This is a genomic window from Alphaproteobacteria bacterium, from assembly GCA_024244705.1.
In the GTDB taxonomy this organism is placed as follows: Bacteria; Pseudomonadota; Alphaproteobacteria; order JAAEOK01; family JAAEOK01; genus JAAEOK01.
Window position 1 is genome coordinate 54,573 of record JAAEOK010000061.1, and the last position, 24,790, is coordinate 79,362.

20 protein-coding genes are annotated in these 24,790 nt (G+C 63.3%); 10 read left to right on the forward strand and 10 right to left on the reverse strand.

Annotated features, from left to right (window positions below):
* Positions 1–7: 7 nt before the first annotated feature.
* The 7 genes from GY791_10875 to GY791_10905 all read right to left on the reverse strand — a co-directional run bounded on the left by GY791_10875 (position 8) and on the right by GY791_10905 (position 8,761).
* Positions 8–394: an RNA-binding S4 domain-containing protein gene (locus GY791_10875; GenBank protein MCP4328925.1), complete on the reverse strand. Its 387-nt coding sequence runs from the start codon at positions 392–394 to the stop codon at positions 8–10.
* Entirely contained in the window at positions 391–2,898 is a 2,508-nt protein-coding gene (locus GY791_10880; GenBank protein ID MCP4328926.1) for a disulfide oxidoreductase, read from the reverse strand. Before GY791_10880 ends, GY791_10875 begins: the two co-directional genes overlap by 4 nt.
* 47 nt (positions 2,899–2,945) lie before the next feature.
* On the reverse strand, positions 2,946–3,617 hold the full coding sequence (locus GY791_10885) for a protein-L-isoaspartate(D-aspartate) O-methyltransferase (protein MCP4328927.1): 672 nt from the start codon (positions 3,615–3,617) through the stop codon (positions 2,946–2,948).
* Between the two features lie 104 nt (positions 3,618–3,721).
* Entirely contained in the window at positions 3,722–4,408 is a 687-nt protein-coding gene (locus GY791_10890; GenBank protein ID MCP4328928.1) for a DUF1223 domain-containing protein, read from the reverse strand.
* Positions 4,409–4,765: 357 nt separating this feature from the next.
* A complete protein-coding gene (locus tag GY791_10895; protein MCP4328929.1) occupies positions 4,766–5,437 on the reverse strand; it encodes a nitroreductase in 672 nt (223 codons plus the stop codon).
* Between the two features lie 20 nt (positions 5,438–5,457).
* Positions 5,458–8,118 (reverse strand): aconitate hydratase AcnA, encoded by a 2,661-nt coding sequence (gene acnA / locus GY791_10900; protein ID MCP4328930.1) that lies wholly within the window; start codon positions 8,116–8,118, stop codon positions 5,458–5,460.
* 172 nt (positions 8,119–8,290) lie between these two features.
* Positions 8,291–8,761: a VOC family protein gene (locus GY791_10905; protein MCP4328931.1), complete on the reverse strand. Its 471-nt coding sequence runs from the start codon at positions 8,759–8,761 to the stop codon at positions 8,291–8,293.
* Positions 8,762–8,974: 213 nt separating this feature from the next.
* On the opposite strand from GY791_10905, the gene GY791_10910 reads away from it, so the two are divergent.
* Entirely contained in the window at positions 8,975–10,504 is a 1,530-nt protein-coding gene (locus GY791_10910) for a hypothetical protein (protein MCP4328932.1), read from the forward strand.
* On the opposite strand, the gene boxB is transcribed toward GY791_10910, so the two are convergent.
* The 3 genes from boxB to GY791_10925 all read right to left on the reverse strand — a co-directional run bounded on the left by boxB (position 10,501) and on the right by GY791_10925 (position 14,653).
* Complete coding sequence (gene boxB, locus GY791_10915; GenBank protein ID MCP4328933.1) at positions 10,501–11,928, reverse strand: benzoyl-CoA 2,3-epoxidase subunit BoxB; 1,428 nt, start codon at positions 11,926–11,928, stop codon at positions 10,501–10,503. The genes GY791_10910 and boxB overlap by 4 nt on opposite strands.
* An 11-nt stretch (positions 11,929–11,939) precedes the next feature.
* Positions 11,940–13,589, reverse strand: coding sequence for a 2,3-epoxybenzoyl-CoA dihydrolase (gene boxC / locus GY791_10920; protein ID MCP4328934.1), 1,650 nt, complete (start codon positions 13,587–13,589; stop codon positions 11,940–11,942).
* Positions 13,590–13,690: 101 nt separating this feature from the next.
* A complete protein-coding gene (locus GY791_10925) occupies positions 13,691–14,653 on the reverse strand; it encodes a helix-turn-helix transcriptional regulator (protein ID MCP4328935.1) in 963 nt (320 codons plus the stop codon).
* A gap of 121 nt (positions 14,654–14,774) precedes the next feature.
* On the opposite strand from GY791_10925, the gene GY791_10930 reads away from it, so the two are divergent.
* The 9 genes from GY791_10930 to GY791_10970 all read left to right on the forward strand — a co-directional run bounded on the left by GY791_10930 (position 14,775) and on the right by GY791_10970 (position 24,744).
* Positions 14,775–15,245 carry a nitric oxide synthase gene (locus GY791_10930; GenBank protein MCP4328936.1) on the forward strand — a complete coding sequence of 157 codons (471 nt, stop codon included), beginning with the start codon at positions 14,775–14,777 and terminating at the stop codon, positions 15,243–15,245.
* Between the two features lie 30 nt (positions 15,246–15,275).
* On the forward strand, positions 15,276–15,749 hold the full coding sequence (locus GY791_10935; protein ID MCP4328937.1) for a DUF4863 family protein: 474 nt from the start codon (positions 15,276–15,278) through the stop codon (positions 15,747–15,749).
* A gap of 69 nt (positions 15,750–15,818) precedes the next feature.
* The gene (locus GY791_10940) at positions 15,819–16,883 is read left to right on the forward strand and encodes an MBL fold metallo-hydrolase (GenBank protein MCP4328938.1); all 1,065 of its coding nucleotides are present in this window, start codon (positions 15,819–15,821) and stop codon (positions 16,881–16,883) included.
* A gap of 609 nt (positions 16,884–17,492) precedes the next feature.
* On the forward strand, positions 17,493–19,466 hold the full coding sequence (locus tag GY791_10945) for a long-chain fatty acid--CoA ligase (GenBank protein MCP4328939.1): 1,974 nt from the start codon (positions 17,493–17,495) through the stop codon (positions 19,464–19,466).
* 13 nt (positions 19,467–19,479) lie between these two features.
* Positions 19,480–20,271, forward strand: coding sequence for an ABC transporter ATP-binding protein (locus GY791_10950; GenBank protein MCP4328940.1), 792 nt, complete (start codon positions 19,480–19,482; stop codon positions 20,269–20,271).
* Positions 20,272–20,405: 134 nt separating this feature from the next.
* The gene (locus GY791_10955; GenBank protein ID MCP4328941.1) at positions 20,406–21,338 is read left to right on the forward strand and encodes a branched-chain amino acid ABC transporter permease; all 933 of its coding nucleotides are present in this window, start codon (positions 20,406–20,408) and stop codon (positions 21,336–21,338) included.
* Between the two features lie 19 nt (positions 21,339–21,357).
* Positions 21,358–22,425 (forward strand): branched-chain amino acid ABC transporter permease, encoded by a 1,068-nt coding sequence (locus tag GY791_10960; GenBank protein MCP4328942.1) that lies wholly within the window; start codon positions 21,358–21,360, stop codon positions 22,423–22,425.
* Positions 22,426–22,562: 137 nt separating this feature from the next.
* Positions 22,563–23,894, forward strand: a complete 1,332-nt coding sequence (locus tag GY791_10965; protein MCP4328943.1) for an ABC transporter substrate-binding protein — start codon at positions 22,563–22,565, stop codon at positions 23,892–23,894.
* 37 nt (positions 23,895–23,931) lie between these two features.
* On the forward strand, positions 23,932–24,744 hold the full coding sequence (locus GY791_10970) for an ABC transporter ATP-binding protein (GenBank protein ID MCP4328944.1): 813 nt from the start codon (positions 23,932–23,934) through the stop codon (positions 24,742–24,744).
* The last annotated feature ends 46 nt before the right edge of the window (positions 24,745–24,790 follow it).

The window sequence follows — 24,790 nt, forward strand, 5'->3', positions numbered from 1 at the left end:
CATGTGTTCAGACCTGCCGTCCGCGCAGCCGATCGACGGCGCGGCGGTCGGCCTTTGTCGGCCGGCCGGTGCCTCCGGGCCGCCGCGGCCGCGACGAGTATGCACCGGCAACACGGCTTTCGGGTGTCGGCGGAGCGAGGTCCTCATAGAGCGTTTGCGCCTCTGTCGCGGGGCCCCTGCGGGTGCCTAGGGCGACGATACGGACAACCCGAATATGGCCGCCCAGGGGAAAGGTCAGCACATCACCTGGCCGGACCTGGGCATGGGACTTGGTCACGATTTCACGATTGAGCCGCATTTTCGCGCCCTGGCAAAGACGCGCCGCGAGCGTCCGACTTTTGCAGAACCGGGCCTGCCACAACCACTTGTCGAGACGAAGCGACTCGACGTTCATGGCGCGATCTTGAGATCCTTGAGCTTGGCAAACGGCGAATCGGGATTGGTCTTGGCGCGGCCGGCGCGGGCGCTTTTTCCACGCCGGGCGGGTCGCTGTCGCGTCTTGGTGGCGGAAGAAGCGGCATCGGCGAAGGTGCCGTCTTTGGCGTCGGTTATGAAACCGATTCGGTTCAGCAGATCGGGAAGCTGGCCGGCGTCCATGCCGATCATCGCCGCCAGCGCCGGCGTCGGCAGGCATGGCCCCTGACCGGCCAGGCGCCGGGCCTCGGCGACCATTCGTTCCAATGCGTCGACACGCACCGCCCATGGGCCGGCACAAGTAAAACCCTGGGCCCGATAGGCGTCGTCGTCGACGTCAGGCCGGCGCGGGAGCGAAAGGACAGCGGCGGGAATGCGCCCGGCATCGGCACCGTGGTGGACGGCCCACAGGGTACGGCGCAGGGCGCGCCCGCGGCCGAGCCCGGACAAGTAGACCGATTCGACTCCGAAGCGGACGCCCAGTCCGCGCAGCGCTTTGCGCGCCTTGCTATCGAGCGCGTCCAATGTGGTCTTGAGACGTCGGCGCGGCGCGGCGCCGAAAGCCTCGCCGAGCTGAAACGCCAGGGCGCGACACGGCCCATCCATCGCCGCCGCTCCGGCGTGCAGTCGCAGCAGGGCGCCGAGCTCTTGTTCGACCCGTTGGTTGATCCAAACCGCGACGCGCCGGCGCAACAGTTCGCGGTCGGCGGGCTCAAGCAGGTCGGTCGCCATGATTCGCACTTGGGGTGCAAGGACATCGCGGCCCGGAACCAGTTCGGCGATAGGCGCATCCAACCAATGTATGCGCCCGACCTCGTCGAATTTGAATGCCCGGTCCGCCGATTCGCAGCATGCGCGCAGCCGCGCCGGCACCACGCCGCGTAAGGCCAGCAACGCGGCAACACGAATGGCGCGGGCGTCTTCGCCGGTTGCCGAATCGTCGGCGACGAATTGAAATCCGGCGAGCCGACCGACGAATTGGCCCTCGACGAGCACGTCATCGTCACGGGTGACCGCCGCCAACGGCTTTCGCCCGCCGGCCAGACCGCGGGCGAGCGCCGCCGCGCGACGGTCGACAAAGCGCTGGGTGAGCCGCTGATGCAGCGCATCGGATAGCCGGTCTTCGATTGCGCGGGTGCGTTCCTGCCAATGGGGCCCATCGTCGAGCCAGGCCGACCGGTGCGAGATATAAGTCCAGGTGCGGATGAACGATATGCGTTGGGTCAAGGTTTCGATCTCACCATCGGTGCGATCGATCGCCGCGATTTGCCGCGCCACCCAATCCGTCGGCAGCCGGCCGTCACCGGTGAGGTGGAGGAAAACCCGTTCGAGGAAGCGGGCGTGGCTGTCGCTGAGAATCTTGCGGAAATCGGGAACCTGGCATACCTCCCACATCAACCGGACCGCGCTCGCACCGGTGGCGCGTTCGGCGACCTCGTCACGCCCCGCCAGCATCACCAGCAGGCGCTGGTCGTCGGCTTCCGGCGCCCGCAGCAGAACCGTGTCGGGGGGCGGCGCGTCGAGCGCCCGTCGAAGCGTCGCAAGCGAAGAGAAATCAAGATCGGCGTTGCGCCAATAGAGCCCCTTCAGGGGGTCGAACGCGTGGCCCTCGACCGCGGCAACGGCCTCTTCGTCGATCGCGCCGACGCCGTTCGTGGTGCCGAAGGTGCCGTTGGCGAGATAACGTCCGGCGCGGCCGGCAATCTGACCCAGCTCATGAGCCGAGAGCGGCCGCTGCCCGAAGCCGTCGAATTTCGATAGAGCGGCAAATGCAACGTGGTTGATGTTCATGTTGAGGCCCATGCCGATCGCATCGGTCGCGACCAAATAATCGACCTCACCGGCCTGATACATGCCGACCTGGGCGTTGCGCGTGCGCGGGCTGAGCGCGCCCATGACCACCGCCACGCCGCCATGCCGGCGGCGCATGACCTCGGCCAACTCGTAGACGCCCGCGGCCGAGAAGGCGACCGCCGCGCTGCGCGGCGGCAGTCGGGTCAGGCGGCGCGGCCCGGTGTGGCGGAGGTCGGAAAAACGCGGACGCGAGAGGTATTCGGCTTCGGGTACGAGGCGACGCACCAGCCGGCGAGCGATCTCGGAGCCGAGAAACATGGTTTCGACGAGACCGCGCGCGTTGAGCAGGCGGTCGGTGAAGATGTGGCCGCGCTCGCGATCCGCGGCGAGTTGGATTTCGTCGACGGCGAGAAAATCGACCGCATGGTCGAGCGGCATCGATTCGACGGTACACAGCAGGTAGGCGGGGTTCTTGGGAACGATGCGTTCTTCGCCGGTGATCAAGGCGACCTTGCGCGCGCCCTTGATCGCAACCACGCGGTCATAATTCTCGCGCGCCAGCAAGCGCAGCGGAAAACCGACCATGCCGCTGCCGTGGACAAGCATGCGCTCGATCGCGAAGTGGGTCTTGCCGGTGTTGGTCGGACCCAACACGGCAGTGATGCGAGGGCGCGAAGACGGCGCTGACATGCTTCTAGAGTCGGGCGTTTACCACCCGATTGCAAGTGGCGGCAGCGCTAATCAGCGCCGACCAGCGGCACGAATGCGACCGGCAGCAAGGTTTCGCGGCGGCAATTCCCGGTTTCATCCTTGGTCACGCGGACCAGCTTCTGGGTCCATCGGCTGGAGCCGACCGGCACGATCAACTTTCCGCCGGGAGCCAGCTGCTCGATCAACGCGTCCGGTATCTCTGCGCCGGCGGCGGTGACGATGATTCCGTCGAAGGGCGCCTTCTCCGGCCAACCCTTGCGACCATCGCCATGCCGCACCTCGATATTGCCAAAACCGAGTGTCTGGAGTCTGTCGGCGGCGTCCGCCGCCAAGGCGGCGATGTACTCGATCGTGTAGACCCGCGCCGCTATGACGGACAAGATCGCGGCCTGATAACCACAACCGGTGCCGATCTCCAGGACCGTCGACGAACCGGTGAGGTCGAGCAATTCGGACATTATGGCAACGATGTAGGGCTGCGAGATGGTCTGCCCGTGCCCGATCGCCAGCGGCGCATTGACATAGGCGAGGTGGCGCGAATCGGCCGGCACGAAGGCTTCGCGGGGAACCGAAAGCAGGGCGTCGCGAACCGCGGTGCTGAGCTTTCGCCGACCGGTCCAGGCCGCGGTCTCGGCGACCTCATCCTCGACCTGCTTGAGCAACGCCTCGCGGGCCGCTGCAAACTCCTCGTGTGCCATGATCTATTATAGGCCGGGCCCATGCTAATCGATGCCGCCAAATCGGCGCCCTCACCTTATCCTATGCACTCGTCGGAAGAATCGGGCCGCGTCCGGCGGCAGCCCTAATTGGTCAATCTGACCTGGCCGGCACCGATCACCGGGCCGAGGTCGGCCTGCTGGACGATAATGACGCATCCGTCTCCACCGCTGTCCATCGGCAACGTGAAGGTGACCGCCGCGCCCTCATAGCGCCCGATCGGCTCGAGCGATCGCACCACGTTGTGGTAGGTCAGCGACCGGTCGGCATTTTCGCCCCGCTTGATGTCGGTGGTGTGGGCGTCGTCGAACAAGACCATCGTCACCTCGGCGTCGCCGCTGAAAGCGCTCGCCGGGACCGACACCGTCATAAGTCCGTCGGCATTCTTGGCAAAGGTGAGGTCGAGATTCAGATCGGACGAACTTTTCGCCGCCTCGATGGCGTTAATGACGGCTAGTCGGCGATGGCCGGCCTCGTGGGCTTGGCCCTGGAACACCATCTGCGGCGTGTAGATGAATCGCTGGTGCAAGGGCCGGGCATAGGCGCGCTGGCGGTCGGTCCCGGCTTGGGTCGCGAACGGATCGGGCCAACCGATATAGTCCCAGTAATTGACATGGATTGACAACGGCAACACGTCGTCACGTTGCTTGAGTTCGCCAAGCAATTCGTCGGCCGGCGGACAGGTACTGCAGCCCTGCGAGGTATAGAGCTCGACCACTACCGGACCGGAGGAGGCCGGAATCGCGGCCGTCGCAATCCACGCCCCGGCCATTATCGCCGCAGCGAATTTCGCTAACCAAGCTGGTCTCAAATAATACATGCAAACAACATGTTCAGATGCCGTGTCACATGCGAATCACTTATCGGTGAGAGACGTTAACCCTCAAAGATGTCCATAGCCAGACGGCCTGCCGACTCGATTGGACTCTTGGCCGCGACAAACACCTTGATATTCAAAGAAATAGGGAAATAGGAATCGCCACACAGGCCCCCGCCGCACTGTCCCGGGAGACGGGGTTCGCAAGGTCACCGCGAAATGAAACGCCGCCGCGTATCGGGCGCGGCCGTGAAATGTACGGCCAGGGCATCGGCCTTGTCATAGTCGCCAGTGCGGCCCAGCCCCAGCCGTCTAATCCTCGATGAAGCGGGCGAATTCGTCGACCTCGACGCGGACGGTGCGGAGCCGGTTCTCGGGCGCGGCCTCGTCCTCATAGCCCAGCGACATGCCGCAAATGACGACCTGGTCGTCGGGCACGCCGAGGGTCTCGCGGATCACCGCGTGGTAGGGCGCGAACGCTGCCTGGGGGCAGGTATGGAGCCCCTCCCCGCGCGCCGCCAGCATGATGTTCTGCAGGAACATGCCGAAATCGAGCCAGCTGCCGATCTCGAGGTCGCGGTCGATGGTGAAGATCATGCCGACCGGGGCATCGAAGAAATCGAAGTTGCGCCCGTGCTGCGCGTGCATGCGCTCTTTCTCGCCGCGTTCGATACCCAACAGCCCGTAGAGGTCCCAGCCGATCTTGCGGCGCCGGCCGAGATAGGGCTCGCGCCAGTCGGGCGGATAGTAGCGGTATTCCTGGTCGTGCTTGTCGGGCTCCACGGCCCGGGCGTGGTGAATCGCCGCACTCAAGCGCGCCTTCGCTGGGCCGGTGACAACCCACACCCGCCATGGCTGCATGTTGGTGCCGCTCGGCGCTCGCGCGGCGGCCCGCAGAATGTGTTCGACGGTCGCGCGCGGTACCGGTCTGTCCAGGAACGCGCGGACGGAGCGCCGGCTGGTGATCGCGTCTTCGACTTTCATGCCGTGCCCGTCGAATGACTTCAGGCGGCCGCCATGTGCCGCAGGACATATTGCAGGATGCCGCCGTTCGTGAAGTACTCGACCTCATCCTCGGTCAGGATGTTGCAGGTCAATTGGATCGTTTGGCTGGCCCCGTCGGCACGGTTGATGCGGCAAGCGACGTCCATGCCCGGGCGGATGCCGTCGGCAATACCCGTTATGTCGAGGATCTCGGTCCCGTCGAGACCCAGCGATTCGGCGCTGTCGCCGTCCTTGAACAGGAGCGGCAAGACGCCCATGCCGACCAGGTTCGAACGATGGATGCGCTCGAAACTTTCGGTGACTACTGCCTTGACGCCGAGCAGGTTGGTGCCCTTGGCGGCCCAGTCGCGCGACGAGCCGGTGCCATATTCCTTGCCGGCGACGACGACCAGCGGCGTGCCGTCGGCCCGGTAGCGCATGGCCGCGTCGTAGATCGACATATCCTCGCCGGTGGGCACATATTTGGTGAAGCCGCCCTCGACCCCGGGCACCATGCGATTGCGAATGCGGATATTGCCGAAGGTCCCGCGCATCATAACCTGGTGGTTGCCGCGTCGCGAGCCGTAGGAGTTGAACTCGCGCGGGGCGACGCCATGGTCGACAAGGTATAGGCCGGCCGGACTGTCGGCCACGATCGAACCCGCCGGCGAGATATGGTCGGTGGTCACCGAATCGGCGAGCAACGCCAGGATCCGCGCGCCTTCGACATCGGCGAGCGCACCCGGCGCCTGGGCCATGGCGTCGAAATAGGGCGGGTTCTGGACGTAGGTGCTCGCCGTTGTCCATTCATAGGTCAGGCCGACCGAGGTTTCGATACCGCGCCACAGCTCGTCGCCCGCGAATACATCGGCATAACGGCGGCGAAACATTTCCGGCGTCAGCACCGATTCGACGACCGCCTGCACCTCGGCGTTGGTCGGCCACACGTCCTTGAGAAAGACCGGTTCGCCATTCGGGTCGTGGCCGAGCGGATCGTTGAGCAGATCGATCGCCACGTTGCCGGCGAGCGCGTAGGCGACGACCAGCGGCGGCGAGGCGAGATAGTTGGCGCGCGTCAGCGGATGGATACGGCCCTCGAAGTTGCGGTTGCCGGAGAGCACCGCCGCGACCGTCAAATCGGTCGCCTCGATGGCCCCGTGGATGGCGGTCGGCAGCGGTCCCGAATTGCCGATACAGGTGGTGCAGCCATAGCCCACGAGGTTGAAACCGAGCGCATCGAGATCCGCCTGAAGGTCGCCCGCCTCGAGATAGTCGGTCACCACCTGGGACCCCGGTGCGAACGAGGTTTTGACCCACGGTTTGACGGCGATGCCCTTGGCCCGTGCCTTGCGCGCGACCAGCCCGGCGGCGACCAGGACACTCGGATTCGAGGTGTTGGTGCAACTGGTGATGGCGGCGATGACGACGTCGCCGTCCTTGACCGCGTAGTCGGTGCCGGCGACGGCGCATTCGCGGCGGTCGTCGCGGCCCGACAATTCGGCGAAGCCGTCGGTGAAGGCATCGGCCATGGCGCTCAACGCAATTCGGTCCTGGGGCCGTTTCGGCCCCGCCAAGGACGGCTCGACGGCACCAAGGTCGAGTTCCAGCGTGTCGGTAAAGACCCGGTCCGGGGTATCGCTGTCGCGCCACATGCCCTGGGCCTTGGCGTAGGCCTCGACCAAGGCGACCCGGTCCGGGTCGCGTCCGGTGAAGGTCAGATAGTCGATCGTCGACCGGTCGATGGGGAAAAACCCGCAGGTCGCGCCATATTCCGGCGCCATGTTCGCGATCGTCGCCTGGTCGGCGATGGTCAAATCGTCGAGGCCGGGGCCGAAGAACTCGACGAACTTTCCGACCACGCCCTTTTTGCGCAGCATCTGGACAACCGTCAGCACGAGATCGGTCGCGGTGACGCCCTCGCGCATCCCGCCGGTCAGCCTGAAGCCGATGACCTCGGGGATCAGCATCGAAACCGGCTGCCCCAGCATGCCGGCCTCGGCCTCGATGCCGCCGACGCCCCAACCGAGGACCGATAGCCCATTGACCATCGTGGTATGGCTGTCGGTGCCGACCAGGGTATCGGGATAGGCGACGGTCGCACCGGCCTCCTCCGCCGTCCACACCACCTGGGCCAGATATTCGAGGTTGACCTGGTGACAGATGCCGGTTCCCGGCGGCACGACGCGAAAGTTGTCGAAGGCGTTGGCGCCCCAGCGCAAGAAGGCGTATCGCTCGCGGTTGCGCTCGTACTCCATCTCGACGTTCTTCTCGAACGCGTTGGCGGCGCCGAAGAAGTCGATCATCACCGAATGGTCGATCACCAGATCGACCGGTACCAAAGGGTTGATGAGGCGCGGGTCGCCGCCGAGCGCCTGCATGGCGTCGCGCATCGCGGCCAGGTCGACGACCGCCGGTACGCCGGTGAAATCCTGCATCAGCACCCGCGCCGGCCGATAGGCGATTTCGGTCTTGCTGGTCCGCGCCTCGAGCCAGGCCGCCATCGCCTCGATATGAGCGACGGTGACGGTGCGGCCGTCTTCGTAGCGCAGCAGATTTTCGAGGAGCACCTTCAGCGAGAACGGCAGCCGTGAAATGTCGCCGAGGCCATTTTCCGCCGCCGCCGCGAGGCTGAAATAATCGTAGCTCCGGTCGCCGATTGTCAGCGACCGACGCACCTTCATCGTATCCTGGCCTGTGACGGGCACGGCGAAATCCTTTCGATGGCGATACTGGAAACGCCGCGCGGAATCGAAACATTCCGGCGGGCCGTTCCTGCGTCCTTATCTAACGGGACGGCGGCGGCGAGTCCAGTTCACCACCACCGAACCGGCATCGGCGAGGTGCTCGTCGTCGCTATTCGGGGAAGAACTGCTTCATCGCCTCGGCCATTTCCTCCGGCGTGGCGTCGCGCTGATGGCTGGCAATCGACCAATGATGGCCGAACGGATCCGTCAGCCGGCCAAAGCGGTCGCCCCAAAACATGTCGGCGAGTGGCATCGTCACGGTGGCGCCGGCGGCCACGGCGCGTTCGAACGCGGCATCGGCGTCCTCGACGTAGTGGTGGAGGGTCACCGGCGAGCCGCCCAACGTCGTCGGGCCGGCCGATCCCATGTCGGGGAACTCGTCGCCGATGAACACCGCCGCGCCGTCGATACGAATTTCGGCACGCACGATGTGGCTGCCGTCGGGGGTTGTCTGCCGGTAGACCTCTTCCGCGCCGAAGGCGTTCCTGTAGAATTCGATCGCCGCCGCCGCGCCTTTGACGATGATGTACGGCGTGACCGCGGTCATGCCGTCGGGGATCGGTTTCGCATCTGCAGGCATGCCAATTTCTCCCTGTTCGGATTGGCGCGGGATACGCGCATAGGATGTAGCGAGATATCCTATCGCAGACCCCGAATTGGCGGAAGCGCGCGAGGGCCGTTCATTTCGCTCCATTCGCCGCCCGCGATGCGCCACAATGGGCGGCAAGTGCGAGCATCCCCGACGCGGCGCACGGCGGAAGCCGTGATGGGGTGCCATCCGAAGGGGACGTCGTTGATTTTGCGACCCGACGATCGGCCGGACGATTCGGTCCAAACTCGCGAGCTTGTGGCGCTGGCCGGACTGGTCGTGGTGGCCGCGCTGCTCCGCTTTTATGGCATCGGCGACGAGCCCATCCGCAACGACGAAATCGCCACAATAAATTTCTCAAGCAAGCCGCCAACTAGGATTTGGGGCGTCGATACCCACCCGCCGCTCTACTACACACTGATGCATTATTGGCTCGCCCTCGGCGATGAGACCGTCGCCATACGGAGCTTCTCGGCGATTTGGGGGGTGCTGACCGTCCCGCTCGTCTATGGCTTGGGCCGCGTACTCGGGGACGCGCGAGTCGCCGCGATCGCGGCCCTGCTGTTCGCGATGTCACCGTTCAATATCGTGTTCGCCCAAGAAGCCCGCATGTATACGCTGCTGACCTGGGCCGCGACGCTGGTCATGATGTGCTTGGCATGGCTTCTGCGCCACCAGGCCGCGACAGGACCCATGAACGGGCCCTCCGGCGATGATCGGACGCGCTGGGCGTGGCTGGGTTACGGGTCCGGCCTTCTCATCGCGCTCTACAGCCATAATACAGCGGTATTTCTGCTCGCGGCGGCGTTATTGGTCGGCGTGCCATGGCTCTTTTCCGAGTGGTCAAACCGCCGCTTTCGCCGCCAGTGGATCATCGCCCATGGCGCGATCTTCGCCGGCTGGGCGGTGTATTGGCCACGGCTGATCGCTCAAGCGGACCGGGTCTACAGCCATTTTTGGCTTGCGCCACCTGATCTCGATTCGATCCAGGCAGCATTTGCCCGGCTCCATCTCTGGCTGGAGCCGTCGATCCTGATGGTCGTGGTGCTGGCCCTCGCCGGCGTGGGAATTTGGGCCTATCGGCGGCACTGGAGGTGGCTGATGTTCCTCGGCGCGTTCGTTCTCGTCGCGCCGGTCGGCGAGCTTATCGTCAGTTTCGTCCGCCCCATATTCTACGACCGCACGCTGATCTGGACCACCGTTCCCTTCATCGTGCTGATTGCTCTCGGCATCGGTGCGCTGCGGCCATGGCCGGTCCGCCCGGTGGCGTTGGTCATCGTAATCGGCGGGTATTCCTTGCTATTGTCGAGGCTCTACGAAGAAATCAACTCGCCACGATGGGATCTGGCGGCCGCAACGATCGCCCAGCATTATCGGCCCGGCGATGTGTTGGCCTTCAATCCCAATCAATGGATATACAGCCTGAACTATTATTCACGCGACCTCATCTCGGACCCCGAGACTTATGAGATACAGCCGGAATTCGTTGGCCCAGACAATGTTCCCGAATTCGAGGACGCCATCGAAGGCGTCGGCCGCCTGTGGCTGATCATCGACGAAACGGGTTTCCACGACCCGGACGGCGTGCTCAAGCCCGCGCTGGCTGAACGCTACGAGCTGGCCGTGCAATGGGTGGCAGGCCGTATCGGCGTTTTCCTCTATTGCGACCCAGCCCGCTGGCGGGAACTCGAATGCCCCGACGAAGCGCCGCAGCACTCCCGGCATTCAAACTAGAGCCGCACGTATTCGTAGTCGACCGGCTGGTTGTTGATGCCGCGGTCGGGCGGCGCGATCCAGCCCGCCATCTTGTGCGGATCGGTCACCGGCTTCATCAGCGTCTTGATGAAGGCGCGATCGTCGGGCGACGGAAGCCACTCATATTTGCGCCGCTCCCACTCCTCGGCCGACAGCGGATTGCCGGCGGGGTCGAAGTGGAGCCCGGCCCACACGCCAACGTCGCGGCGGAAGCGCGGGCTCGGCAGCTTGAGCTCGTCGTCGCGGCCGGCCTTTCTGAGCAGCCGGTTCCAGCGCCCGACGCCGATATTGCAGTCGGCGATATAGGCTTCGCGGACGATGGCGTTCATGGCGTTGCGCATCGGCACCTCCTCGGTGACGATCTTGCCGGCCTTGGCGTCGAATTCCTCGATGCCGCAGGTGGCGTCGCGGCAATCGTGGTCCTCGTAGCGATCCTCGTCCGGGCGGCCCTTGAGCCCATTGGCGAAATAGGAGGCGGCGTTCGACGAGATATCGGCACCGAACAGATCGACCGCTGATGAGAACCAGAAATTGATGTACTTCTGGACCGTCGCCAGATCGATGGCGCCGTGGCCGCGGATCCGCTCCGGGTCGTCGGTGCCGAGCTCGTTCATGACCTCGAGCGTCCGCTTGACGATGCGCTGGATGCCGGTGTCGCCGACGAACATGTGGTGGGCTTCCTCGGTAAGCATGAAGCGGCACGTCCGGGCGAGCGGATCGAACCCGCTTTCGGCCAGGCATTTGAGCTGGAATTTGCCGTCACGGTCGGTGAAATAGCAGAACATGTAGAACGATAGCCAATCGTCGATCGGCTCGTTGAAGGTGCCGAGTATGCGGGGCTTGTCGGGGTCGCCGGAGTGGCGCTCGAGCAATTCCTCGGCCTCTTCCCGGCCGTCGCGCCCGAAATAGGCGTGCAGCAGATAGACCATCGCCCACAAATGGCGGCCTTCCTCGACGTTGATCTGGAACAGGTTGCGCAGATCGTAGAGCGAGGGACAGATCTGGCCGAGCAGACGTTGCTGTTCGACCGAGGCCGGTTCGGTATCACCTTGGGTGACGATCAGGCGCCGCAGCGTGGCGCGATGCTCGCCGGGAACCTCCTGCCACGCCGGCTCGCCCATGTGATCGCCGAACCCGATGCGGCGGTCGGCGACCGGGTCGGCGAGAAAAATGCCCCAGCGGTATTCGGGCATCTTGACGGCGCCGTAGGTCGCCCACCCCTTGGCATCGACCGATGTCGCGGTGCGCAGATAGACGTCCTTCTCCTGGAAGCCTTCGGGGCCCATCGTCCGCCACCAGTCGAGATAGTGCGGCTGCCACGATTCGAGAGCGCGTTGGAGACGCCGGTTCTCGACGAGATCGACGTTGTTGGGAATTCGCGATGTGTAATCGATGCTCATGATGGCGCCCTCTCCTAAACCCGTTTCCTGTCGTAGTCGCCGCGTTGGCCGCTGCCGTAAAGCTTGAGCGCACCGGTCTCGCCGGCCGCATTGGGACGCTGGAAGATCCAATTCTGCCACGCCGTCAACCGCCCGAAGATCTTCGATTCCATGGTCTCGGGTCCGCCGAACCTGAGGCTCGCTTCCATCCCGGTCAGGGCATCGGGCGAATAGGCCGCGCGTTCCTCGATGGCCAGCCGGACCTCGTCCTCCCAATCGATATCGTCGGGCGCGAACGTGACCAGGCCTTGCTCCTCGGAGTCCGCCGCCTCGATGTCGCGACCGATCTCGCCTTCGAGCGCGGCCACCTTTTCCGCGTCGTCGAGGAACCGCGAGGCAAGCCGCGTCAGCCCGTTGACCATCGGATAGGGGCCGAAGTTCATGCCGGTCAGCCGTATCGCCGCCGCTGGACGGTTGTCGCCGTCGAACTGCCCGTCGAGCATGTAGCTGCGATCGGCGGCCAGGGCGAGTTCGAACAGGGTCCCGGTGAAGCAGCTGCCCGGTTCGATCAATGCGAAGATCGTGCGCGAGGTGACGTCGATCCGTTTCAAAGTCCGCTTGAGATAGAGAACGACCTCGCGAATTAACCAGTGCTCAGCCTCGGCGGCGAGGAATGCGTCATAGGCGGCGACGGCATCGGCATCGCCGGCCGTCTTGAACAGCCAAGTGCCGGCCTCGATCTCGTTGAAACGGAGATGGAGGATAACGTGGTCGAGCTCGCGCGCCATCGCCAACGGCCAGAAGGCGGCGCCCTGGGCCATCGCCGCGGCGGCGTCCGCGGGCGGCGCCTCATCCGGCCCGCCGACCGTGATCGTCGCCGTGCCGAGGTCGCGGTCGAGGTCGACCGAAAGATAGGTGCCGCGAATCGAATCGTCTTCGATCCGCAAATCGAGCGGGGTTAGGGCCACGCCGGATCCGTCCGCCGGCCGGTCGGACCGCGCCGCGATTTCCCTCGCCAGCTCGGTCGTGCGCTCGGCGAGCCGCGAGCGCGGCACGACCTCGTCGACGAGGCGCCAATCGACCGCGCGCTTGCCCTTCACGCCCTCCTCGACGGTGCAGAAGAAATCCGCCCGATCGCGGCGCACCTTGCGCTTGTCGACGACGCGGGTCAGCCCGCCGGTGCCGGGCAGGACCGCCAGCAACGGAACCTCGGGCAGCGACACCGCGGTCGAATTGTCGTCAGCCATCAGAATGTAATCGGTGGCCAGGGCGAGCTCGTAGCCGCCGCCGGCCGCGGTTCCGTTGACCGCACACAGATAACTCTGCCGCGAGTTTTCCGTCGCGTCCTCGATGGCGTTCCGCGTCTCGTTGGTGAACTTGCAGAAGTTGACCTTGTGCCAGTGGCTCGACAGGCCCAGCATCTTGATGTTGGCGCCGGCGCAAAACACCCGGTCCTTGGCCGAGGTGAGCACGACCGCGCCGACCTCGGGGTGCTCGAAGCGCAACCGCTGAATGGCGTCATAGAGCTCGATATCGACGCCCAGGTCGTAAGAATTAAGCTTGAGCTCATAACCGGGCGCCAGTCCGGCATCCTCGCTGACGTCCATGGCCAGCGTCGCCGTCGGCCCGTCGAACGACAGGCGCCAGTGCCGGTATTGATCCGGTTGGGTACGAAACTCGATCATCGGCAGTCCTCACGCGCCATTTGCTCGTGGCTTAATAGGAAATATAATGCATAAAGTAGCAATGTACAAGCATTATTCTGCATAACACGCGCCGCACCGGCTCAGGTCGCTCCGTCGCCCGCCTTCGAGACCTTGGCGATCAGCGCCGCGACGCTGTGCTCGATGGATTGGCCGGCCGTATCGACGATGGCATCGGCATTGGTATAAAGCGGTTCGCGCCCGGCGAGGATGCCGCGCAGATCGTCCATCGCCTCGGGGCTATCGCCCATCGGTCGAAAATCACCCTGCTCGACGACCCGCGCCATGTGCTCTTCGGGCGATGTCTTGATCCAAATCGTATAGCAATTGTTGAGCAGCAGCTCGTAGGTTCCCGGTTCCGAAACCAGGCTGCCGCCGGTGGCGATCACCGCCTGCGGGCAGGTTTCCAGAATTCGCTCCAACGCCCGCCGTTCATAGCGCCGGTAGGCGCCCTGGCCGTAAAGCGAAAAAATCTCGTTCAGACTGATGCCCGACTCGCGCTCGATTTCGCCGCCCATCTCGACGAATGCGACGTCGAGGTGTGCTGCCAAGCTGTGGCCCAAGGTCGACTTGCCGGCGCCGCGCATGCCGATGAGCGCGATGCGCGCTTGGCGCTGGTGTTGGGCGACGCCGCCGAAATGCGGGACCAGCAATCGGTGCGCCTCGCCGATCTCCGGCGGCGACAGCCGCTCGAGGAATTGCAGCAACAGGGTCAGCTCGATCGGTTGTTCGGGCCCTTCACGAACCAGATCGGCCACCGGCACGTTCATCGCCTTGGCGACCTGCCGCAAGCGGTCGATCGAGATGTTGCCGTGTCCGCCCTCGAGTTGTGCCAAATAGCGCTCCGAGACACCGCAGTCGCGGGCCAGGATTTTTCGCGTCATGCCGCGCCGGGCGCGCATCGCCCGCACCCGTTCGCCGACCCGGTGCAAGAAGTCAGGGGTCTCGGACACCGCCTCGGTATTCCGCCAGGCGGTCGACCGCCCCGGCGCGGAGTCGCGGTGCGCCGTCCCTTTGCGCGTCGAACTAGATTCGGACTTGGCCATCATCACCGGCGAATATGCAATATATTGCTTGCTGGCTCCATTTAGCTGCACTATTATTTAACGAAATCGGCCCGGATGCAACGCGCGCTTTCCTCCCTATCGTCTCCGCGGGAGAAAAAATTTGGCCACGATCAGGATTCTTGTCGGAACGATGACCGGGACGGCGGAGCTTGTCGCCGAAGAGGTCGGCGATGAGTTCGACCGCCTCGGTCACGCGTTCGAGGTCGTGCCGATGGACGGGCTGGACGGCACGGTCTTCGACGAAGATGCGATCTACCTGATCTGCACCTCGACCTACGGCCAGGGAGACGTGCCCGACAATGCCATGGCACTGTACGATGATCTGTCGGAAAACCGGCGCGATCTCTCCGCTGTGCACTATGGCGTGATCGCTCTCGGCGACCGTACCTACGCCGATACCTTTTGTCATGGCGGGCAACTATTCGACACGCTGTTGTCCGCGCTTGGCGCCCGCCGCATCGGCGCCATGCTTGAACACGATGCCAGCGACGGTTCGATTCCCGAGGAGGCCGCCCTTGAATGGTCGCGCTCGTGGATCGATTTGATTACGACCAGGAACGCGGCGGCCTGAAGCCGGAGCCGGGACGACAAGGGGTAGAAGATGTCCAAAGAGAGCTTTCGAGATCTCATAACCGAAGTCACCGACGCGATCGCCGGCAAGCCGATCGACGACGGCCTGGCGCAATTTCTCAACCAGCGCTTTCCCGCCGAGGGCGACAGGTTTCGCGCCATCGCCGACGCCTGCCACGCCGCCATCACCGAAGGCTGGATGTGCAAGCACGAGGATGGCGGCATCCGTTTCGGTCGGATCGTGAAGCCGGCGGAGGAAACCGCCGGGTTCAGCGTCGATGTCGTCCAAATGGCCGACGTCGAGGGGCCGCACCACCGGCACCCCAACGGCGAGATCGATATGATCATGCCGATCACGGAGACCGCGCTATTCGACGGCCACGGCGCCGGCTGGTACGTCTACGGCCCTGACACCGCGCACCATCCGACGGTTTCGGGCGGGGCGGCGCTGGTGCTTTATCTTCTGCCCGGCGGCGCCATCGAGTTTACCGGCGCTTCGGCCTGACCGCGCGGCCGCGACCAATCCGCGACGCCCCCCGACAAACCCTTTCATGCCAGTTAGGCCGAGCCACCGATGACCCAGATCGCGCATTCAAATTCCCCCGACTCCGCTCCCGCCTACCACCCCGACTATGCGTTCAGCGAGGCGCCGGCACCGGGCGCCGTGATCGAAGTCGCCGACGGCGTCCAATGGCTGCGCATGCCGCTGCCGTTCGCGCTCGATCACATCAATCTCTGGGCCTTGGCCGACGGCGACGGCTGGTTGCTGGTGGACACCGGCATCCAGCGCGACGAGACCAAGGAGTTATGGGGTAAACTGGTCGGTGGTCCGCTTCGCTCAATGCCACCGCGGCGTCTGCTGTGCACCCATTTCCATCCCGATCACTTCGGCCTTGCCGGGTGGCTGTGCGACGAATACGACCTGCCGTTGACCATGACCCGCGGCGAGTGGACGATGGGAACGATGCTGCGGCTCGACGCCGATGCGGCCTTCAACGAATCGATGGCCGCATTCTTTTTGCGCCACGGGCTGGCTGCGGAACTCGCCGCGCCGCTCGGTCAACGCGGCAATGTCTATGCCACGCGCGTCGCCATGCCGCCCCTTTCCTATCGCCGCATCGCCGACGATGACGAGATCGAAATCGGCGGGCGCTGCTGGCGGGTGATCGTCGGCACCGGTCATGCCCCCGAACATGCCTGCCTTTATTGCGCCGAACTCGGCGTACTCATTTCGGGCGACCAGATCCTGCCGCGCATCACCTCCAACGTGAGCGTTTGGGCATCGGAACCGGAGGCCGACCCGCTTGCCGAGTTTCTCGACTCGTTGGGTCGATTCCGCGATCTGCCGGCGGACACGCTTGTGTTGCCGTCGCACGGCCTTCCGTTCCGCGGTCTTCATGGTCGTCTCGACGATCTGATCCAACACCACGACGCGCGCCTCGGCGAGGTCGTCGACGGTTGCCGGGACTGGCGCTCGGCGGCCGACATCCTGCCCGTGCTTTTTCGCCGCCCGCTCGACGGCCACCAAATCGTGTTCGCCATGGGCGAAAGCATCGCCCACCTGTCGCACCTCGCCCGTCGCGGTTTAATCGAGTGCTCGACCAACGATGAGGGAATTGTGCGTTACCGCGCCGTATGAACCGTTACCGCGCGCAGTACCGCGGCCCACTACTCGTGAAACATGTGAATGCTTATGAATCAAACCACCTGTACCACAAGTGCCCCACCTCCGCGGGACGATTGCGCTCTATCCTTGCGTCGTGCGCGGCAACGACTTGGCGAACGAAGCCGGTGCTCCCGGCAACAGGGACGCACGGCCGTCGAGACGTTATTTTTTGAAAACAATACAAATCGAAATAAACATCGGAAATTAGTGTATCAAACACGATACGGCCGGACCCGGGCCCAAGGCGCCCTCTGGACCGAGACAGGCGGTCGCCGCACCGCAAAGAAGGCTTGCCGTTTGAAGACCGTGCCCGATGTCGACGGGCGGCCCGCGACTCACAGCAATCTCATCACGATGTGACACAGGACGACCGGCAAGGCGCTTGACCTGTATCACGAACTTGATTAGCTAAAGCAGCCCCGAAAGAACTCCGTGTCGTATACAATGCGGTCGTCGGGGCCGGGAACAGGGACGGTGATTGCCGGTGGATCGCCTGGCGGCGGTTAGGCGATTGGTTCGGTCGACGGGTCGGGCAGCGTATTCTTCCCTGTTTCGAAAAAATTGCGATTGACAGGGAATGCCATGTCCGAAATCCACGACGCGAGCCGCTCTACAGAATTCGACACCTTCCCTAAATTGTTGATTCGTAATGCGAAGGTTCGGGGCAATCGGCCCGCGAGCCGTGAAAAGCAATACGGTATTTGGCAGACCTGGACCTGGTCCGACGTCCTCGACGAAGTCCGCGCGATCGCTTGCGGGCTGGCCGCGATGGGCATGAAACGCGGCGATCGGCTCGCGATCATCGGCGACAATCGGCCCCAGCTTTATTGGACCATGGTTTCCGCGCAGGCGATCGGTGCCGTGCCGGTGCCGCTCTATCAGGACTCCGTCGCCGAGGAGATGAAATTCGTCACCAACCATGCCGAGGTCCGGTTCGCCGTCGTCGAAGATCAGGAACAGGTCGACAAGTTGATCGAGATCAAGGCCGACCTGCCCCACTTGGAGGAAATCGTATATGCCGACACGCGCGGCATGCGGAACTACACGGCACCCAACCTGCACAGCATCGAGGCGCTCCAGGAAAAAGGCCGCGACTACCACCGCGACCATCCCGATTTCTTCGATGCCGAGGTTGCGAAAAGCAATGGCAAGGATACGGCGATCGTCCTTTACACCTCCGGCACGACGGGACAGCCCAAGGGCGTTATTTTGAGCTTCGACAATGTTGTCATCACCGCTCAAAACGCGGTCGACCGCGAGGGTTTGCGCGAGGACGAGGAGGTCCTTGCCTACCTGCCGATGGCATGGGTCGGTGACAACATCTTTTCGCTCGCCCAGGCCTATTGCGCCGGGTTCTGCGTCAGTTGCCCGGAAAGCGCGGCGACGGTGACCCATGATTTGCGTGAAATTGGGCCGACCTACTACTTCGCCCCGCCGCTCATCTACGAGCGGATCCTCACCAACGTGATGATCCGAATGGAAGACGCGAGTTGGCTCAAGCGCAAGACATTCCACTATTTCATGGGAATCGCACGGCGCGTGGGAACGCGCATCCTCGACGGCGAATCGGTCGGTCTCGTCGACCGGTTGACCTACGCTCTCGGCAACATCCTGGTCTATGGCCCGCTCAAGAACACGCTCGGCTTCAGCCGCATCCGCATCGCCTATACGGCGGGCGAGGCGATCGGACCCGACATTTTCGATTTTTTCCGCTCGCTCGGCATCAACATCAAACAGCTCTACGGGTCGACCGAGGCGTCGGTCTTCGTGACCATACAACCGAACGGCGAGATCAAACCCGACACCGTCGGCACGCCGGCGCCGGACGTTGAATTGAAAATCGCCGAAAATGGCGAGGTCATGTTCCGCAGCCCCGGTGTCTTCCAAGCGTACTACAAAAACGAGGAAGCGACGCGGACCACGAAGACCGACGATGGTTGGGTCCATACCGGCGACGCCGGCATCATCGGAACCGATGGCCACCTCAAGATCATCGACCGCGCCAAGGATGTCGGCCGGCTCAACGACGGCACCATGTTCGCGCCCAAGTTCATCGAGAACAAGCTCAAGTTCTTCCCCAACGTGGCGGAAGTTGTGGCGTTCGGCGATGGGCGCGATTACGTCGCCGCCTTCATCAACATCGATCTCGAAGCCGTCGGCAACTGGTCCGAGCGCAGCGGCTACTCCTACGGCAGCTATCAGGAACTCGCCGCCAAGCCGGAGGTCTATGCGCTGATCGCGGGCCATATCGAACAGGTCAATGGCGACCTCGCCGCGGACCCTCAGCTGTTCGGCTCGCAGGTCCGACGGTTCCTGATCCTGCACAAGGCGCTCGATGCCGATGACGGCGAATTGACGCGGACCCGGAAGGTCCGCCGTTCGTTCATCGCCGACAAATACGGCGTTCTGATCGACGCGCTCTATTCGGACAAGACCCACCAGGAGATCGAGACCGAGGTTACCTTCGAGGATGGCCGCAAAGGCGTGATCGGAGCCGATCTGCAGATCCGCGACGTCGCGATGGTCGAGGCCACGCCTTTGAAAAAGGCCAGCTAGAGCCGCCGCGTCCATGGCCAACGAACGTCATATCGGCGACCCTATCCTGACGCTCGAGAACGTCAGCCTGTCGTTTGGTGGCGTTCGCGCTCTTTCCGATGTCAGCTTCGACGTTCGCGAACACGAAATTCGCGCCATCATCGGGCCCAACGGCGCCGGCAAGACATCGATGCTGAATGTGATCAACGGGTTCTACCACCCGCAAGAGGGCGCGATCACGTTTCGCGGACAGCGCCGGCATGACATGAACTCCCATGATACGGCGGTTCAGGGCATCGCCCGGACCTTCCAGAACGTCGCCCTGTTTCGCGGCATGAGCACGCTCGACAACATCATGACCGGCCGCCTCCTCAAGATGAAATCGAATTTCCTTCTCGACGCCCTCTATATCGGCCCGGCGCTAAGGGAGGAATTGAAGCACCGCGAAATCGTCGAACAGGTGATCGATTTTCTCGAAATTCAGGACATCCGGAAAACACCGGTCGGGCGCCTGCCTTACGGTTTGCAGAAACGAGTCGAATTGGGCCGTGCGCTGGCCGCCGAGCCCAACCTTCTTCTGCTCGATGAACCGATGGCCGGGATGAACGTCGAAGAGAAAGAGGACATGAGCCGTTTCATCATCGACGTCAACGAGCAGTTCGGTACCACGATCGCCCTCATCGAACATGACATGGGCGTGGTCATGGACATTTCCGACCGCGTGGTGGTGCTTAACTATGGCCGCAAGCTGGCCGACGGCACCCCCGACGAGGTCAGCGGCAACACCGAAGTCATCGAGGCCTATCTCGGCGTCAGTCATGACTGACCGTTAGCGCCGCCGCGGCGAACGAAAGGAACCTAACCGGCATGGAACGCGTCAACCGAATGTTCTCCGGCGAGACTTTGATCACGACGATCACCTTGGGGCTGCTCGTGATCGGCCTCACCGTCGTCCCGGCGATGCTGTCGATCCAGGACTTCGGCGAAACGACCAGCGGTCTCCTGTTCTATATCGAGGTCACCATCAACGGGCTGCTGTCGGGTGTGCTCTATTCACTGGTCGCGCTCGGCTTCGTGCTCATTTTCAAGGCCTCGGGGGTGTTCAATTTCGCCCAGGGCGCGATGGTGTTCTTCGCCGCCCTCACCGCCGTCCGGCTGATGGAGATGGGGTGGAGCCTGTGGCTCGCGATTCCGGCCACGCTCGCGGTGATGATCGTTTTGGCCTTCGCCATCGAGCGCTTGGTGCTGCGTCCCTTGGTGAACCAAGAGGCGATCATCATCTTCATGGCGACCATCGGGCTCAATTTCTTCATCGAGGGCTTGGCGCAGGGGGTCTGGGACAGCGAGGTCCATCCGCTCGACATCGGCATACCCGACCTGCCGGTGGAAGCCCTGTCCAACGCCACCGGGCTGTTCCTCACCCAGTTCGATTTGGCGACCGCGGCCATCGCCGGCGCCTTGGTCATCGTCCTCGCGATTTTCTTCCAGAAGACGCGCATCGGCCGCGCGCTGCGCGCCGTCGCCGACGACCATCAGGCCGCCCTGTCGGTCGGCATCCCGCTGCAGACGATCTGGGTCATCGTGTGGTCGGTGGCGGGGCTTGTCGCCCTGGTCGCGGGCCTCGCCTGGGGGACCAAGCTGGGGGTTCAGTTTTCCGTCGTCCTGGTCGCATTCAAGGCATTGCCGGTGCTGCTGATCGGCGGCTTTACCTCGGTCAGCGGCGCGATCGTCGGCGGGCTGATCATCGGCGCCGGTGAAAAGATCGCCGAGGTGTTCTACAGCCCGTTCATCGGTGGCGCGATCGAGAACTGGTTTCCCTACGTGCTGGCGATGATCTTTCTGCTGGTACGGCCGCAGGGACTGTTCGGCGAGAAGATCATTGAGCGAATCTAGGATCGCGAGGTTGTAAGACATGCTGTACCGCGAAGCAGGACAGTTCAAATCGAGCTATCGGAGCGACCAGGCGATCTTTCCGATCTTCCAAGACAGGATCGGCGTGATCATCATCCTGCTGTTCGCTTTCCTGGTGATCCCGATGATCTCCAGCGAGTACATGCTGCGCTCGATCTTCATTCCCTTCCTGATCTTTTCGCTTGCGGCGATCGGCCTCAACATCCTGACCGGCTACGCCGGGCAATTATCGCTGGGGACGGCCGGGTTCATGGCCGTCGGCGCCTTCGCCGCCTACAACCTGGTGATTCGCCTGGAGTGGATGAATTTCATTGTCGCCTTCGCCGTCGCCGGGGTGGTCGCGGCTGCGGTCGGCATCGTCTTCGGCCTGCCCAGCCTGCGTATCAAGGGGTTCTATCTCGCCGTCGTGACGCTGGCCGCCCAGTTCTTCATCGAATGGCTGTTTACGGCGGTCCCCTGGTTCACCAACTACAGTTCATCGGGCGTCATTAGCGCGCCGCCGCTGATCGCGTTCGGCTACGAATTCGAGAGTGCCCAAAGCCGCTACGTCCTGACCTTGGCGATCGTCGCCGTGTTGGCGCTGTTGGCGAAGAATATGGTGAGGACAACGACCGGGCGCGCGTGGATGGCGATTCGCGACATGGACATCGCCGCCGAGATCATCGGCATCCGGCCGCTGTGGACGAAGCTGCAGGCTTTCGCCATCAGCTCGTTCTATTGCGGTGTCGCCGGCGCGTTGTGGGCCTTTGTCTATCTCGGCACGGTCGAACCGCAAGCGTTCGACATCAATCGCTCGTTTGAAATCCTGTTCATGATCATCATCGGCGGCCTCGGCAGCATCCTCGGCTCGTTCCTCGGCGCGGCCTTCATCGTGCTGTTGCCGATCGCGCTCAACAATGCTGCGTCACTGTTTACCGGCAGCGGCCTACCCGCCGACATTGTTACCAACTTCGAGTTGATCATATTCGGCCTGCTGATCATTTTCTTCCTCATCGTCGAGCCCCACGGGCTTGCGCGGTTGTGGCAGATCGGCAAGGAGAAATTGCGACTTTGGCCGTTCCCCTATTGATCGAAATGCGGGAGCGCCGGAAGAGAATTGCTGCGTTTTTATGGGAACATGGCGCGTCTTGCGGCTTCGTGCTAGGTTTCCCGCGTTTGAGAAGCGCAGCCCTTTAGCCGCGCAGACCAGGTTCTGGGAGGATTATGATGAACGTCAAACAACTTGCACTGGGGGCGGTTGCCGCCGCGGTACTCGCTTCGCCTCTGACGGCGGAGAAGGTGTTCGCGGCCGGCGAACAATTCGTCCCGGTCACCCTCTACCGGACTGGCCCGTATGCCAATACGGGCGAGCCGTTGATGGGTGGCTATATGGACTACATGCGCATGATCAATGCGCGTGACGGTGGTGTGAACGGGGTCAAACTCGTTTATGAAGAATGCGAGACCGGCTACAAGCCCGACCGCATGGTCGAATGTTATCAGCGCCTCAAGAATCAAGGCGAAACCGGCGCCGGCATGTTCAACCCGCTGGGCACCGGCCTGACCTATGCCGTCATCGAAGACGCGACCAAGGACAAGATACCGGTCATCACGATCGGCTATGGCCGCACCGATGCCACCGACGGCAGCGTGTGGAAGTATGTCTTCCCGTTGATCACGAACTATTGGAGCCAGAACACGGCGAAGATCAAGTTTATCGGCCAGCGGGAAGGCGGCATGGAGAACCTCAAGGGCAAGAAGATCGCCTACGTGATCCATGACTCGGCTTATGGCAAGGAAACGCAGCCCGTCATCGCAGAGCAGGCCAAGAAATATGGCTTCGAGGTCAAGACCTTCCCGGTCGCCCATCCGGGCCTCGACCAGAAGGCCGTGTGGCTGCAGATCGCGCGCCAATACAAACCCGATTGGGTCATCCTCCGGGGCTGGGGCGTCATGAACCAGACCTCGATCAAAGAAGCGGCCCGTGTCGGCTTTCCGCGCGACAAGATCGTCGGCGTTTGGTGGAGCGGCTCGGAGCAGGACACGGTTCCGGCCGGCGCCGCCGCCGAGGGCTATATCAGCGCCAACTTCCATGGTCCGGGAACCGACTATCCGGTCATTCAAGACGTCCTGAAATACGTCCAGGATGCCGGCAAGGGTACGGTCGACAAGAGCGAAGTCGGAACCATCATGTACAATCGTGGCGTCGTCTACGGCATCGTCAATATCGAGGCCATCCGGGTCGCTCAAGGAAAATTCGGCAACAAGCCGCTGACCGGCGAGCAGATTCAATGGGGCTTCGAGCATCTCGACTTCACCCCCGAACGGATCGCCGAATTGGGCGCGACGGGCCTGGTGCCGCCGTTCAAGACCTCGTGCTTCGATCATGAGGGCCAGGCACCGGTCAAGTTCCAGCAGTGGCAGGACGGCAAGTGGGTCGCCATTACCGATTGGATCGAGACCGACCAGGCAATGGTTCGTCCGATGGTCGAAGCTTCGGCCAAGAAATACGCGGCCGAGAAGGGCATCACCCCGCGTAATTGCGCGACCGAGAACTAGGCCGTTCGAGCCGTCGCTCTGAACAAGGAGCAACGTCGTGAGCGAAAACGGGGCGCTGCTCAGCGTCAACAATATCGAGGTGATCTACGATCACGTCATATTGGTGTTGAAGGGCGTCTCGCTCGAGGTTCCCGAGGGGGGCATCGCTGCCCTCCTCGGGGCCAACGGCGCCGGCAAGACCACAACCCTCAAGGCGGTGTCCAACCTGCTCCGGGCGGAGCGCGGCGACGTCACCAAGGGAACAATCGAATATCGGGGCGAGCGCGTCGATAAGCTCAGCCCCAACGAGCTCGTCAAGCGTGGCGTCATTCAGGTGATGGAGGGCCGCCACTGTTTCGAGCATCTGACCATCGAGGAAAACCTTCTCACCGGCGCTTATACCCGTTCCGACGGCCGTGCCGCGATCGAAGGAGACCTCGAGCTGGTCTATGGTTATTTCCCCCGGCTCAAGGAGCGGCGCACAGCGCAGGCCGGATATATTTCCGGCGGCGAACAGCAAATGACGGCGATCGGCCGCGCCTTGATGTCGCGGCCCAAGATGATCCTCCTCGACGAACCGTCGATGGGGCTTGCGCCGCAGTTGGTCGAAGAGATCTTTGAGCGCGTCAAGGCGCTCAACGAGAAAGAAGGCGTCAGCTTTTTGCTCGCCGAGCAGAACACGAACATCGCCCTGCAATTCGCCAATTACGGCTATATTCTCGAGAATGGCCGCGTGGTGCTCGACGGAGAGGCCAGTTCGCTGCGCGAGAATCAGGACGTCAAGGAGTTCTATCTCGGCATCAGCACGTCGGGGCGTAAGAGCTATCGCGACGTCAAACACTACAAGCGGCGCAAGCGCTGGCTCGCCTGATCCCGATCGACCCGGCCCGACCGCCTGGCGGGTGATATCGTGTCGC